Source organism: Paraburkholderia sp. AV2, assembly GCF_054968425.1.
This window is the reverse complement of record NZ_JBANLK010000066.1, coordinates 1-12,621: the sequence shown is the minus strand read 5'-3', so window position 1 is coordinate 12,621 and position 12,621 is coordinate 1. Positions and strand designations below refer to the sequence as shown.

General features: G+C 65.8%; 14 protein-coding genes. 13 read left to right on the top strand and 1 reads right to left on the bottom strand.

The annotated features are described in order from the left end of the window. On the bottom strand, positions 1–1,074 hold the full coding sequence (locus V8683_RS28620) for a porin (RefSeq protein WP_411193281.1): 1,074 nt from the start codon (positions 1,072–1,074) through the stop codon (positions 1–3). Between the two features lie 435 nt (positions 1,075–1,509). Between V8683_RS28620 and V8683_RS28615 the strand changes: the two genes are divergently transcribed. The 13 genes from V8683_RS28615 to V8683_RS28555 form a co-directional block, all read left to right on the top strand. Beyond that, entirely contained in the window at positions 1,510–1,824 is a 315-nt protein-coding gene (locus V8683_RS28615) for a non-heme iron oxygenase ferredoxin subunit (protein WP_411193280.1), read from the top strand. Position 1,825: 1 nt separating this feature from the next. Continuing rightward, positions 1,826–2,137 (top strand): recombinase-like helix-turn-helix domain-containing protein, encoded by a 312-nt coding sequence (locus V8683_RS28610; RefSeq protein ID WP_027794791.1) that lies wholly within the window; start codon positions 1,826–1,828, stop codon positions 2,135–2,137. Positions 2,138–2,199: 62 nt separating this feature from the next. Beyond that, complete coding sequence (locus V8683_RS28605; RefSeq protein ID WP_411193279.1) at positions 2,200–3,303, top strand: aromatic ring-hydroxylating dioxygenase subunit alpha; 1,104 nt, start codon at positions 2,200–2,202, stop codon at positions 3,301–3,303. Then, a complete protein-coding gene (locus V8683_RS28600) occupies positions 3,296–4,066 on the top strand; it encodes an SDR family oxidoreductase (protein WP_411193278.1) in 771 nt (256 codons plus the stop codon). Before V8683_RS28605 ends, V8683_RS28600 begins: the two co-directional genes overlap by 8 nt. Before the next feature lie 30 nt (positions 4,067–4,096). Next, a complete protein-coding gene (locus V8683_RS28595; protein ID WP_411193277.1) occupies positions 4,097–4,636 on the top strand; it encodes a cupin domain-containing protein in 540 nt (179 codons plus the stop codon). A 34-nt stretch (positions 4,637–4,670) separates the two neighbouring features. Beyond that, positions 4,671–5,558 (top strand): alpha/beta fold hydrolase, encoded by an 888-nt coding sequence (locus tag V8683_RS28590; RefSeq protein WP_411193276.1) that lies wholly within the window; start codon positions 4,671–4,673, stop codon positions 5,556–5,558. Further along, entirely contained in the window at positions 5,559–6,458 is a 900-nt protein-coding gene (locus tag V8683_RS28585; protein ID WP_411193275.1) for an IclR family transcriptional regulator, read from the top strand. Next, positions 6,455–7,261: an SDR family oxidoreductase gene (locus tag V8683_RS28580; protein WP_411193274.1), complete on the top strand. Its 807-nt coding sequence runs from the start codon at positions 6,455–6,457 to the stop codon at positions 7,259–7,261. Before V8683_RS28585 ends, V8683_RS28580 begins: the two co-directional genes overlap by 4 nt. Beyond that, entirely contained in the window at positions 7,254–8,912 is a 1,659-nt protein-coding gene (locus V8683_RS28575) for a thiamine pyrophosphate-binding protein (RefSeq protein ID WP_411193273.1), read from the top strand. The genes V8683_RS28580 and V8683_RS28575 overlap by 8 nt, the downstream gene beginning before the upstream one ends. After that, entirely contained in the window at positions 8,905–9,738 is an 834-nt protein-coding gene (locus V8683_RS28570; protein WP_411193272.1) for an aspartate dehydrogenase, read from the top strand. The genes V8683_RS28575 and V8683_RS28570 overlap by 8 nt, the downstream gene beginning before the upstream one ends. A gap of 45 nt (positions 9,739–9,783) precedes the next feature. Continuing rightward, the gene (locus tag V8683_RS28565) at positions 9,784–11,277 is read left to right on the top strand and encodes an aldehyde dehydrogenase (RefSeq protein WP_411193271.1); all 1,494 of its coding nucleotides are present in this window, start codon (positions 9,784–9,786) and stop codon (positions 11,275–11,277) included. A gap of 18 nt (positions 11,278–11,295) precedes the next feature. Beyond that, the gene (locus tag V8683_RS28560) at positions 11,296–12,258 is read left to right on the top strand and encodes a VOC family protein (protein ID WP_411193270.1); all 963 of its coding nucleotides are present in this window, start codon (positions 11,296–11,298) and stop codon (positions 12,256–12,258) included. Next, a partial coding sequence (locus V8683_RS28555; RefSeq protein ID WP_462880711.1) for an FAD-dependent oxidoreductase occupies positions 12,255–12,621 on the top strand: 367 nt, incomplete at its 3' end. The genes V8683_RS28560 and V8683_RS28555, both read left to right, overlap by 4 nt.

The following is a 12,621-nucleotide window of genomic DNA, read 5'->3' as shown; positions in this document are numbered from 1 at the left end:
TCAGAACGAGTGGTGAATGCCGGTCAGCACGCTGACCTGGTTGCGTCCGCTCGATACCCCGGCGGTGAAGAGCGCGGCATACGCTTCGGAGTTCGCATGCTCGTACAGGACGTCGGCATAGACCTGGGTGGACTTCGAGAGCGCGTAGATGTCGCCGACCACGATCTGGGACCAGCGGCGGCCCGAGAGCGTCGAAGTGGAGGCGCCGCTCACGATCGTATCGGCAACGGTAAGCTGGTAGTTCGCGCCCGCGTCATAACTCTGGAACGTGTCGGAGTAGCCGTTCGACTGCAGCTTCGTGCGCGTATAGAGACCGTGCAGGAGCAGATTGCCCAATGAGTACTGCGCGCCGATGCCCATGTTCTGCACCTTGTCCGCGAGGTACGTCGCGGCCGGCTGGCCCTGGAACTCCGTGATGCCGGTCGTCGCCATCGACACCGAGCGGTCGTTCTCGTTCGACCACGAAGCGCCGGCCTTGAAGCCGCCGTTGTTGTACGTGAGCGCGTAGCTCATCGTGCGGCCGGTTGCGAAGTTGGAGGTGTTGCCAAGGCCCAGCATCGCGCCGGCCGTGAAGCCATAAAAGTTCGCAGAACGGAATTTCACCGAGTTCTGGAACGGCACGACGCTCGTGTCGGCGAGTTCGTCGATGTTGCCGGGGTGGAACGCGAACCAGTTGCCGCTCAGGTAGCCCGTGCTGAACGGGCCCAGCACGTCGAACGAGAATGGCGTCTGCAGGCCGAACGAGAGCGTGCCGATCTGGTCCGATTGCAGGCCCACGAAGGCCGCGCGGTTGAACAGCGTGCCTGCCTTCGCCATTGCGCCCGTGTTCGTATAGAAGCCGTTTTCTAGCTGGAAGACCGCCTTCAGGCCGCCGCCCAGGTCTTCCATGCCGCGCAGGCCCCAGCGGTCGGGCTGGGTATTACCCTGTTCCTCTTCCCACTTCGTGCTCCCACCCGCGTTGCTGATATAGGCGACGCCGGCATCCATGCTGCCGTACAGCGTGACGCTGCTTTGCGCCCAGGCGCTCGTGACAGCGCAGATTCCGGTCAGTCCCGCGACAATGACGTGCTTCAACTTTGGACTCCTCAACGTATGACGAATGACCGGATCGCTCGCGCCGGCCTGTTCAACCTCTTGATTGGCGTTGCGCCGCTTCTTTCTGGTCGGCTACACTGAACGTGTCGTGTTCCATATATGGACAAACGTAACGCCTATGGAAAGTATAGAGATTCTTTCTGGTAGCCAAAATACTTTTTTGGGACGGTGAATACCCTGTGTTGTTTTGGCGTCAAGCGCTCGGCTGGTCTAAAGAAAGTCTTTCCGTTCAAGCGTTTCGGCAACTTCGGCGAGACCCGGGACGACACCGTTCCTGCCCTCTTCCGACGGACGATCGGTGTTTTCCCCAGGGAGGTGTGATTTCTGTTTTTTCCGCGCGCCACGGCTTCTATAATGACCATACATAAACTAATGTTCCTTGTATGGAACATGAGTGTCCTGGAAAGGTGAGAAATGGCTGAAGAATGGCGTTGTGCCGGACATGCCGGCGATCTGTCCGAAGATGCGCCGATCGAGTTCAAGCTCGACGGCACCGAAATCGGCATCTACAAGGTGGGCGACGAACTCTATGCACTGGAGAACGTCTGCCCGCATGCGTACGCGTTGCTGACGCAGGGTTTCGTCGACGGCGACACCGTCGAATGCCCCCTGCACGAAGCCGTGTTCCATATCCCTACCGGAAAGTGCCTCAAGGAGCCCGGCGGTCGCGACCTGAAGATGTATTCGGTCCGTCTCGCCGGCGAAGAAATCCAGATCAAGGTGGAATGACATGCGCGAAATCCCCGTGAACTTCAACCCGTCGCTCAAGCCCTGGCTGGCGCCGCAACCGAACAACGTGGCCGGCAAGGGTGTGATCGAGCAGCCCGGCGAGGCGCTGAACCTCGTGTGGCAGACCCGCAAGGCCGAGCCCACGCAATACGAAAACGACTTTGGCGATGCGCTCGAGAAGGTATTCGAGGCCGGTGCCGTCGAACTCGAAGAGGTGGTGGCAGGACTGAACCGCGTGGGTTTCCGCACGCCCGAAGGCGCGCCGTGGACCGCGGAGCGACTGACCGCCGAATTCCGTCTGCTCGCCGAATAAGCGGGCACGCCGACATGGACGGTCAAGCACCGTCACACCGAACAAGTATCCGGAGTCTCACGATGACGTCCCCCACTTCCGAAGCAGCCGGCGCCGCCGATCCGATCCGCGCCTATCTCGACCGCGGCCTGCGTAATTACTGGTATCCCGTCGCGCCGAGCTGGCAGGTTGGCAGCGCGCCCGTCGGCATCACGCGTCTTGGCGACCAGATCGTGCTGTGGCGCGATCAGGACGGCAAGGTCCGCGCGCTCGAAGACCGTTGCCCGCACCGCGGCGCGCGCCTTTCGCTGGGCTGGAACCTCGGCGACCGCGTGGCGTGCTGGTATCACGGCATCGAAATCGACGGCGGCGGCACGGTGCAGAGCGTGCCGGCCGTGGCGGCCTGTCCGCTGGAAGGCCAGAAGTGCGTGAAGTCGTATCCGGTCGAAGAGCATGCGGGCGCGATCTTCCTGTGGTTCGGCGACGAAGCGCACAAGGAGCCGGCGCCGCTCGTGCTGCCCGAAGAACTGGTGGACGAGTCGTATTCGAGTTTCCTCTGCATGTCGAACTGGAAGTGCAATTACCAGTACGCGATCGACAACGTGATGGACCCGATGCACGGCGCCTACCTGCACGCGACCTCGCACTCGATGGCCGAAGGCGACAAGCAGGCCGACATGCGCGTGCGCAAGACCGAAACGGGCCTCATGTTCGAGAAGGTCGGCCAGCGCGACGTGAATTTCGACTGGGTGGAACTGGGCGACACGGGCAGTCTCTGGATGCGTCTGGCGATTCCGTACAGGAAGAAGTTCGGCCCCGGCGGTAATTTCGGCATCATCGGTTTCGCCGTGCCCGTTGATGAAAAGCACTGCCAGGTTTATTTCTGGCGCACGCGCAAGGTGCAGGGTTGGCAGCGCGACGCATGGCGCTTCCTGTACCGCAACCGCCTGGAAGGGCTGCACTGGGCCGTGCTGGAGCAAGACCGCTACGTTCTGGAAAGCATGGCGCCGAATGCGCGCGATCACGAATTCCTCTATCAGCACGATGTGGGCATGACGCGTGTGCGTCGCATGCTGCGCCAGCGCGCGCAGCAGGATTTCGCCGAGCTCGATGTCTGGCGTGCCCAGCAGGACGCAAAGCAAGGCGCAACGCAGGGCGCGCAAGCGGCGGGCCACAGCCATGCATAACACCGTGGCGCAGGCGGGCCTGGCCGGCCGACGCGTCGTCGTGACCGGCGGTGCGCGGGGCCTGGGCGCGGCGTTCGTGACGGCGCTGGCCGCAGCCGGTGCGCGCGTGACGTTCGGCGACGTGCTGCACGACGCCGGTGCGTCGCTCGCGGCCTCGCTCGCGGAGCAAGGGCATGACGTGAGCTATGCGCCGCTCGATCTCGCCCAGCCGGAAAGCATCCGCGCGTTTATCGAGGGCGCGGCGCAACGCATGAGCGGCATCGACAGCCTCATCAACAACGCGGCGATCACGAATTCGGGCGGCAAGCTTGCCGGTGAACTGAGCGTCGACACGTGGGACGCCGTCATGAACGTCAACGTGCGCGGCACGTGGCTCATGTGCACGGCGGCCCAGCGTTGGCTGGCGGAGTCGGGCCGCGGTGCGGTCGTGAACATCGCTTCGGACACCGCATTGTGGGGCGCGCCAAAGCTGCTCGCTTATGTGGCCAGCAAGGGCGCCGTGATTGCGATGACGCATTCGCTCGCGCGCGAGTTCGGCACCGATGGCATCACCGTCAACGCCATCGCGCCGGGCTTGACCGAAGTCGAGGCGACGGCCTATGTGCCGGCGGATCGCCACGCGTACTACCTCGAAGGCCGTGCGCTGCGCCGCTCGCAGGTGCCCGACGACGTGACGGGACCCGTGCTGTTCCTGCTGTCCGATGCCGCCCGCTTCGTGACGGGCCAACTGCTGCCGGTGAACGGCGGCTTCGTGATGAATTGATCTCAACCAACCGAACCCAGGGAGAAATCGATGGCTGATGCCGATATCGAGCGCAAGTCGTGGGACCAACCCGACGACGCCACCTTCGAACAATGGATGGACGGCCGCGTGGCGCGCTATGCAACGCGCCGCTACGACTGGGACGCGCTGAAGTTCCAGGCCGACTACGATCCGAAGTACCGCCGCGCGCAGATGCGCTACGTGGGCACGGGCGGCACGGGTGTCGCGAAAGACGTGAACACGGTGCCCGCGGGCGGCTTCACGTTTTCGACGATGGTGATTCCGGCCGGCAACATCGGCCCGAGCCACATCCATATGGACGTGGAAGAAATCTTCTTCGTGCTGCGCGGCAAGATGAAGGTGATCTGCGAGAAGGACGGCAAGACCTGGGAAGCCGTGCTCGGCGAGCGCGACCTGATCTCGGTGCCGCCCGGCGTGTACCGCACGGAAATCAACATCGGCGAGGAAGACGCGCTGATGTGCGTGATGCTCGGCTCGCCGAAGCCCATTACGCCGACCTATCCGCCGGATTCGCCGCTCGCGAAGATCAAGCGCGACCTGCAGAAGTAAGGAATCCAGATTGTCCACGACTGAACCGGTTGCCATGAACACCCTCATCACACCCGCCGTTGAAGCCGCCGCACCGCTCGAAGCTCGCCTTGCCCGCTTCCCGGTCAAGCTTGCCGACGTGGGGGGCGCGAGCGTGGCGTATCGCGAGGCGCCAGGAAGGCCAGACGATGCGCTGCCGCTCGTACTGCTTCATGGCATCGGTTCGGGAGCGGCTTCCTGGATTCAGCAGTTCGAAACGCTGGGCGCCTCGCGCCGCGTGCTGGCCTGGGACGCGCCGGGGTATGGCGCTTCCACGCCGGTCGCGGCCGGGTCGCCCGTTGCCGCCGACTATGCCCAACGGCTGGCCGGCTGGCTCGACGCGCTCGGCATTGCACGTTGCGTGCTGGCAGGGCATTCGCTTGGCGCCATTGTCGCGGGTGCTTTCGCTGCGGCGAATCAGGAGCGGCTGGCGGGGCTGCTCCTGATTTCGCCCGCGGGCGGCTACGGCGCGGCGAGCGAGGCGGTGCGCGCCGAAAAGCGCGATGCGCGCCTCGCGATGCTGGCCGAACTCGGCCCGGCGGGTCTTGCCGAAAAGCGCAGCGCGAACATGCTCTCCCCGCATGCCGATGACACGGCGCGTGCCTGGGTGCGCTGGAACATGTCGCGTGTGCTGCCGCACGGCTACGCGCAGGCCACGCATCTGCTCGCGAATGCGGACCTTGCCGCCGATCTCGCGATTTTCCAGGGCCGTGTGGGCATGGCCGTGGGCGCCGAGGACACGATCACGCCGCCCGCCGCGTGCGAACGGCTGGCGCAGGCGGCACGCGTGCCGCTGCAGCTCGTGCCGCGTGCCGGCCATGCGGGCTATATCGAAGCACCGGCGGCCTACGACGCGTTGATCGACGCGTTCTGCCGCGCGGCCGAAGGACAACGGAGTCACTGAATGACACCCGATTTCGCCAGAGCGACCCCCGGCGCCGACGAAGACCGCAGCGATACGAACTATCGCGTGCCGGGTCTGGAACGGGGACTGCGCATCCTCACCGAATTTTCGCCGCGCGAGCCCGTGCTCGACGCGCCCGAGTTGTCGCGGCGCCTTGGCATTCCGCGCACGACGGTGTTTCGCCTGCTGCAGACGCTCGAATCGCTGGGCTTCCTCGAGCGCGCGGATCGCGACCGCAATTACCGGCTGGGCGTGGCGGTGCTGCGCCTCGGCTTCGAGTACCTGAGTTCGCTGGAGCTCACCGATCTCGGCCTGCCGCTCATCGAGGCGCTGCGCGACGAAACGGGCCTCACCTCGCATATCGTGATCCGCGACGGCCGCGACATCGTCTTCGTGGCGAAGGCGCAAAGCCATGCGCCGATTTTCAGCTCGATCAAGGTGAACGTGGGCACGCGCCTGCCGGCGCACGCCACCACGCACGGCCAGGTGCTGATGGGCGACTTCACGCTGAACGAGCTGCGTGCGCTCTATCCCGAGCCGGCGCTCGAACGCTTCACGCCGCAGACGCCCGAGACCGTGGAGGAGCTTCTTTCCCGAATTCGTGAGGATGCCGAACGAGGCTATGCGGTGAGCGAGTCCTCGTTCGAACGCGGTATTTCGGTGGTATCGGCGCCCGTGCGCAACGATACAGGGCGCATCGTGGCGGTGATCACCACGACGATCCCGCGTCCGGCCATCGACGCCCAGCTACTCGATGCGGGTTTGATCGACAAGGTTCGCCGCGCCGCGGACGAACTCTCGCGACGGCTCAACTATCGGCCCGAGAGCGGATCTCAAAGCGGTCCGCAAGGCAGTACCCGCAAGGGCAGCCCGTACATGAAGGCATTGGGGATCAGATGATTCAAATCGACTTGACCGGTCAGGTCGCGGTGGTGACGGGCGGTTCGTCCGGCATCGGTCTCGCGACGGCCGAACTCTTTCTGCAGGCGGGCGCTTCGGTCGCGATCTGCGGCCGCGACGCCGGGCGCCTCGCTCGCGCCGAGCAGGGTTTGCGTGAACGCTTCCCACAGGCGCAGCTGCTGGCCGCGCGCTGCGACGTGCTGAACGCCGACGACGTGGCCGCGTTTGCCGGCGAAGTCGAGACGCGCTTCGGCCGCACCGACATGCTCGTGAACAACGCGGGCCAGGGCCGCGTTTCGACCTTTGCGGACACCACCGACGAAGCGTGGCGCGAAGAACTGGACCTCAAGTATTTCAGCATCATCCGCCCGACGCGCGCGTTCCTGCCGATGCTGCGTAGTACGGCGAAGCAAGGCAACGCGGCGATCGTCTGCGTGAACTCGCTGCTCGCGCTGCAGCCGGAGCCGCACATGGTGGCGACGTCGTCGGCGCGCGCCGGGGTGCTGAGCCTCATCAAGTCGCTCGCGGTCGAACTCGCGCCCGAGCGTATTCGCGTGAACTCGATCCTGATCGGGATCGTCGAGTCGGGCCAGTGGCGCCGCCGCTACGAGACCCAGGCGAAGCCGGGTCAGAGCTGGGAAGACTGGACCGGCGAGCTCGCGCGCACGAAACACATTCCGCTGGGCCGTTTCGGCCGCCCCGAAGAAGCGGCCCGGGCACTGTTTTATCTGGCCACGTCCCTGTCGTCCTATACGACGGGCAGTCATATCGATGTATCTGGAGGCGTAGCACGTCATGTCTAACAAAACCACCGTCGGCGAACTGATTGCCGCTTTTCTCGAACAATGCGGCGTAGAGACCACGTTCGGCGTGATCTCGATTCACAACATGCCGATCCTCGACGCCATCGGCCGGCGCGGCAAGATCCGCTACGTCGGCGCGCGCGGCGAAGCGGGCGCGGTCAACATGGCGGATGGCCTTGCGCGCGTCTCGGGCGGCCTGGGCGTGGCGTTCACGAGCACGGGCACGGCGGCGGGCAATGCAGCGGGCGCGATGGTCGAAGCGCTGACCGCGGGCACGGCACTCCTGCATATCACCGGCCAGATCGAAACCGAATATCTCGATCAGGACCTCGCCTACATTCACGAGGCACCGGATCAACTGACGATGCTCTCCTCGATCTCGAAGGCCGCGTTCCGCGTGCGCTCGGTCGAAACGGCGCTGCCCACGATCCGCGAAGCGGTGCGCGTGGCGCGGACCGCACCGAGCGGCCCGGTGAGCGTGGAGATCCCCATCGACATCCAGGCCGCGCTGACCGACTGGCCCGCCGATCTGAGCGCGCCGCACCTTACGGCGCTTACGCACGCCGATGCGCGCGTGGAGGAACTGGCGAACGCACTCGCGAAAGCAAAGCGTCCGCTGCTGTGGCTCGGCGGCGGCGCACGCCATGCGCGCGCGGCGGTCGAGCGCCTCGTGGCGCTGGGCTTCGGCGTGGTGACGAGCGTGCAGGGCCGTGGCGTGCTGCCAGAAGATCATCCGGCTACGCTTGGCGCATTCAACGTGAGCGCTCCCGTCGAGACGTTCTACAAGACTTGTGACGCGATGCTCGTGGTGGGCTCGCGCCTGCGCGGCAACGAAACGCTGAAGTACAAGCTTGGCCTGCCGCAACCGCTTTATCGCGTCGACGCGGATGCGCTGGCCGACAACCGCGGTTATCGCAATGCGCTTTTCGTGCATGGCGACTCGGCGGCTGTGCTCGACGCGCTGGCTACCCGGCTCGAAGGCAAGCTCAAGGTCGATCCGCAGTTCGCAGCCGATCTCGCGGCGGCGCACGAAACGGCCGTGGCGGAAACGGCCAAGGGTCTCGGCCCCTATCGCCGCCTCGTGGAAGCGCTCCAGCGTGCCGTGGGCCGCGACTACAACTGGGTGCGCGACGTCACGATCTCGAACAGCACGTGGGGCAACCGCCTCCTGAAGATTTTCAGCCCGCGCGCGGGCGTGCACGCGCTTGGCGGCGGCATCGGCCAGGGCATGCAGATGGCGATCGGCGCGGCGCTCGCAGGTGCCGCGGCGAAGACCGTGTGCCTCGTCGGCGACGGCGGCCTGATGGTCAACGTCGGCGAACTCGCGACGGCCGTGCAGGAGAAGGCCAACGTCATGATCGTGCTGATGAACGACCAGTGCTATGGCGTGATCCGCAACATCCAGGACGCGCAGTACGGCGGCCGCCGCATGTTCGTCGATCTGCACCAGCCGGACTTCGCGCAGTTCTGCGCGAGCCTCGGCCTCAAGCACTATCGTCTCTCGTCGCTCGACGACGCCGACGCCACGATTCGCGAAGGCCTCGCGTTCGAGGGCCCGGTGCTGCTGGAAGTGGACATGAAGTCGGTGGGCAGCTTCGAGACGGTCTTCGCCGGCCCGCCGGTGCGCAAAGAGGAGCCGCAACATGCCTGATGTGGCCAACCGGGGAGCCGCGCAGGCGCCCGTCGATATCGCGATGATCGGCTTCGGCGCGATCGGGCAGACGGTGTATCGCGCCGTGGCCGCCGATCCGCTCGTGCACGTCTCGCACGTCATCGTGCCCGAGCAGCACGCGCCGCTGGTGCGCGACGTGGTGGGCGCGTCGGTGGAGGTGGTGTCGTCGGTGGCGGCGTTGTCCCGCCGTCCGCAGTTCGCGCTGGAATGCGCGGGCCACGGCGCGCTCGTCGATCACGTCGTGCCGCTCCTGAAGGCCGGCACGGACTGCGCGGTGGCATCGATCGGCGCGCTTTCGGACGTCGATCTGCTCGAGCGGCTCTCGCTCGCGGCCGATGAAGGGCAGGCCACGCTCACGCTGCTCTCGGGCGCGATCGGCGGTATCGACGCGCTTTCGGCGGCGAAGCTCGGTGGCCTCGACGAGGTGCTCTACACGGGCCGCAAGCCGCCGCTCGGCTGGCTCGACACGCCGGCGGAGGAGGTCTGCGACCTGCGCACGCTCACGAGCGAGCGCGTGATTTTCGAAGGCAGCGCGCGCGAAGCGGCGCGTCTCTTTCCGAAGAACGCCAACGTGGCGGCGACGATCGCGCTGGCGGGTCTCGGCCTCGACCAGACGACCGTGCGCCTGATCGCCGATCCGGCGGTTGAGCGCAACGTGCATCGCATCGTCGCGCGCGGCGCATTCGGCGAGATGTCGCTGGAAATGTGCGGCAAGCCGTTGCCGGACAACCCGAAGACCTCGGCGTTGACGGCATACAGCGCGATCCGCGCGCTGCGCAATCGTGCGGCGCGCTGCGTGATCTGACGTAGCACGGTGGGGGGCGAGGCCCCCGACATGAGGAACTGTGAAATGACTGCTTTCGATACGAACCTCCTTCCGAACGGCGACATCCTGATCGGCGGCGAATGGCGCCGCGGACGCGCCGCGCCCTATGCAAGTCTCTATCCGGCCGACCAGTCGCTGAACCTGGAAGTCTCGCAGGCGAGCGCGGAAGACGCCGACGAAGCGATCGTCGCCGCCGACGCCGCCTGGCGCCGCGCCGACTGGGCCGGGCTCAAGCCGCATCAGCGCGCGCTCGTGCTGTACCGCATCGCCGACCTCATCACGCAACGTCACGAGGCGCTCGCGAACCTGCAGCGTCGCGACAACGGCAAGCCTATCGGCGAAACGCGCGCGCTCGTGGCGAGTGCCGCGAACACGTTCCGCTACTACGCGGCGTGCCTCGAAACGCTCGACGAAGAGCTCACGCCCTCGCGCGGCGACTATCTGACGATGAGCGTGTACGAGCCCATCGGCGTGATCGCGGCGATCACGCCGTGGAATTCGCCGATCGCTTCGGATGCCCAAAAGCTGGCGCCAGCGCTCGCGGGCGGCAATTCGGTGGTGCTCAAGCCGGCCGAGGTCACGCCGCTTGCTTCGCTCGCGCTCGCGCGCCTCTGCGAAGAGGCGGGCGTGCCCAAGGGGGTGCTGAGCGTGCTGCCGGGCAAGGGCTCGGTGATCGGCGACGTGCTCGTGCGCCATCCGCTCGTGAAGAAGGTATCGTTCACGGGCGGCACGGACGTGGGCCGCGGCATCGCGCGCATCGCGGCGGAAAAGCTCATGCCGGTTTCGCTCGAACTGGGCGGCAAATCGCCGACCATCGTGTTCGACGACGCCGATCTCGACCACGCCGTGAACGGCGTGCTGTACGGCATCTTCAGTTCGTCGGGCGAGGCTTGCATTGCCGGCTCGCGCCTCTTCGTGCAGCGCGGCATCTACGACACGTTCATGAAGCGCCTTGTGGAAGGCGCGCGCAAGCTGCGCGTGGGTAACCCGGAGCAGGCTGAAACGCAGATGGGTCCGCTCATTACGGCGAAGCACCGCGAGACGGTGGAGCGTTACGTGGCACTGGGGCTCGAAGAGGGCGGACGCTTGTTGTGCGGTGGCGAGCGGCCGGTAGGCGACGGGCGCGAGAACGGCTTCTTCTACCAGCCGACCATTCTGGAAGGACTCCAGAATAGTGCGCGCATTTGCCAGGAAGAGATCTTCGGGCCGGTGCTCGTGGCGATCCCGTTCGACGACGAAGCGTCGCTGATCCGGCAAGCCAACGACAGCGTGTTCGGCCTTGCTGCCGGCATCTGGACGCGCGACTACAAGCGCGCGTGGCGCGTGGCGCGTGCGCTGGAGGCGGGCACCGTCTGGATCAATACGTACAAGCTGTTCTCGATCTCCACGCCGTTTTCGGGCTGGAAGGACAGCGGCATGGGCCGCGAGAAAGGGCGGCTCGGCATTCGCGAATACATGCAGCAGAAGAGCCTCTACTGGGGCTTGAACGACGCACCGCTGCCGTGGGCCAAGGCCTGACGACAGGAGAGACAGATCATGACGATTCTCGGCATCGAACAGATTACTTATGGCGTGACGGATCTCGAAACCTGTCGGCGTTTTTTCGCCGACTGGGGCTTGAAGGAAGTCGCGCATGACGAAACGCGCGCGCGCTTCGAGACGTTGAACGGCTGCACGGTGCTCGCCGTCGATGCGAACGACCTGTCGCTGCCCGTCGCGTTCGAAGCTGGACCGACACTGCGCGAGGTGACTTGGGGCGTGGCCACGCGCGAAGAGCTGGATACGCTGCGCGAACGCCTCAAGGGCCAGTCCGGCTATACCTCGACCGACACGGCCGTGGGCTGCTACGACCCGGCCGGCATGGCGATCCGCATTGAGGTTACCCGCAAGCGCGAGATCGACGTCCAGGGCTCGCCGTCGAACGTGTGGGGGCAAACGCTGCGCGTCGATCAGCCCTCGCCCATCTACGAGCGCGCGGAGCCGGTGGAAGTCGGCCACGTGGTGTTCTTCACGAACTGTCTTGCCGAGCAGGAAAAGTTCTACCACGAACTGCTGGGCTTCGAAACTTCGGACCGCTATCCGAACCGTGGCGCGTTCATGCGCTGTGCGCCGCACGGCGGTCACCACGACCTGTTCCTGCTCGCGCTGCCCGATGGCAAGAAGGGGCTGAACCATGTGGCGTTCACGGTGCGCGACATCCACGAAGTGTTCGGCGGCGGACTGCATATCAGCCGCTGCGGCTGGACCACGCAGCTCGGTCCGGGCCGGCATCCCGTGTCGTCCGCATATTTCTGGTACTTCAAGAACCCGGCGGGCGGCCTGATCGAGTATTACGCGGATGAGGACATCCTCACGCCCGAATGGCAACCGCGTGACTTCGAGCCGGGTCCAACCGTGTTCGCCGAATGGGCCATCGACGGCGGCCTCGACGGCAACACGCGCCGCCAGAAGAACGCCCAGGCGCCGGAAGGCAAGTTCATGACGGAGCGCAAGCAATGAGCACCGAAGGCATGCAGGAGGCGCAGGCGTCGCCCGGCACGGTCGTCGTGATTGGCGGTGGCCAGGCGGCGGGTTGGGTCGTCAAGACGTTGCGTAAGGAATGCTTCGACGGCCGCCTCGTGATGATCGCCGACGAAATCCATCTGCCGTATGAGCGTCCGCCGCTGTCGAAGGCGGTACTCGCGGGCGACGCGGACATCGACACCGTTCGCATCGTCAAACCCGATGAATTCGCAGACCTGAACGTCGAGACGTGGCAGCCCGACTGCGCCACGCAGATCGACCGGGTCGCGGGGCGGGGGGAGGACCGCCCCCGGCGCGCGCGGGGGGGCCGCCCACACGGGGTAGCCACCCGGGGGGGGG

Excerpts from the sequence above, each read along its gene's own strand:
- V8683_RS28580 (WP_411193274.1), top strand. The coding sequence starts at position 6,455 with ATGATTCAAATCGACTTGACCGGTCAGGTCGCGGTGGTGACGGGCGGT.
- V8683_RS28610 (WP_027794791.1), top strand. The coding sequence starts at position 1,826 with ATGCGCGAAATCCCCGTGAACTTCAACCCGTCGCTCAAGCCCTGGCTG.
- V8683_RS28595 (WP_411193277.1), top strand. The coding sequence starts at position 4,097 with ATGGCTGATGCCGATATCGAGCGCAAGTCGTGGGACCAACCCGACGAC.
- V8683_RS28565 (WP_411193271.1), top strand. The coding sequence starts at position 9,784 with ATGACTGCTTTCGATACGAACCTCCTTCCGAACGGCGACATCCTGATC.
- V8683_RS28615 (WP_411193280.1), top strand. The coding sequence starts at position 1,510 with ATGGCTGAAGAATGGCGTTGTGCCGGACATGCCGGCGATCTGTCCGAA.
- V8683_RS28585 (WP_411193275.1), top strand. The coding sequence starts at position 5,559 with ATGACACCCGATTTCGCCAGAGCGACCCCCGGCGCCGACGAAGACCGC.
- V8683_RS28605 (WP_411193279.1), top strand. The coding sequence starts at position 2,200 with ATGACGTCCCCCACTTCCGAAGCAGCCGGCGCCGCCGATCCGATCCGC.
- V8683_RS28600 (WP_411193278.1), top strand. The coding sequence starts at position 3,296 with ATGCATAACACCGTGGCGCAGGCGGGCCTGGCCGGCCGACGCGTCGTC.
- V8683_RS28570 (WP_411193272.1), top strand. The coding sequence starts at position 8,905 with ATGCCTGATGTGGCCAACCGGGGAGCCGCGCAGGCGCCCGTCGATATC.
- V8683_RS28560 (WP_411193270.1), top strand. The coding sequence starts at position 11,296 with ATGACGATTCTCGGCATCGAACAGATTACTTATGGCGTGACGGATCTC.
- V8683_RS28575 (WP_411193273.1), top strand. The coding sequence starts at position 7,254 with ATGTCTAACAAAACCACCGTCGGCGAACTGATTGCCGCTTTTCTCGAA.
- V8683_RS28590 (WP_411193276.1), top strand. The coding sequence starts at position 4,671 with ATGAACACCCTCATCACACCCGCCGTTGAAGCCGCCGCACCGCTCGAA.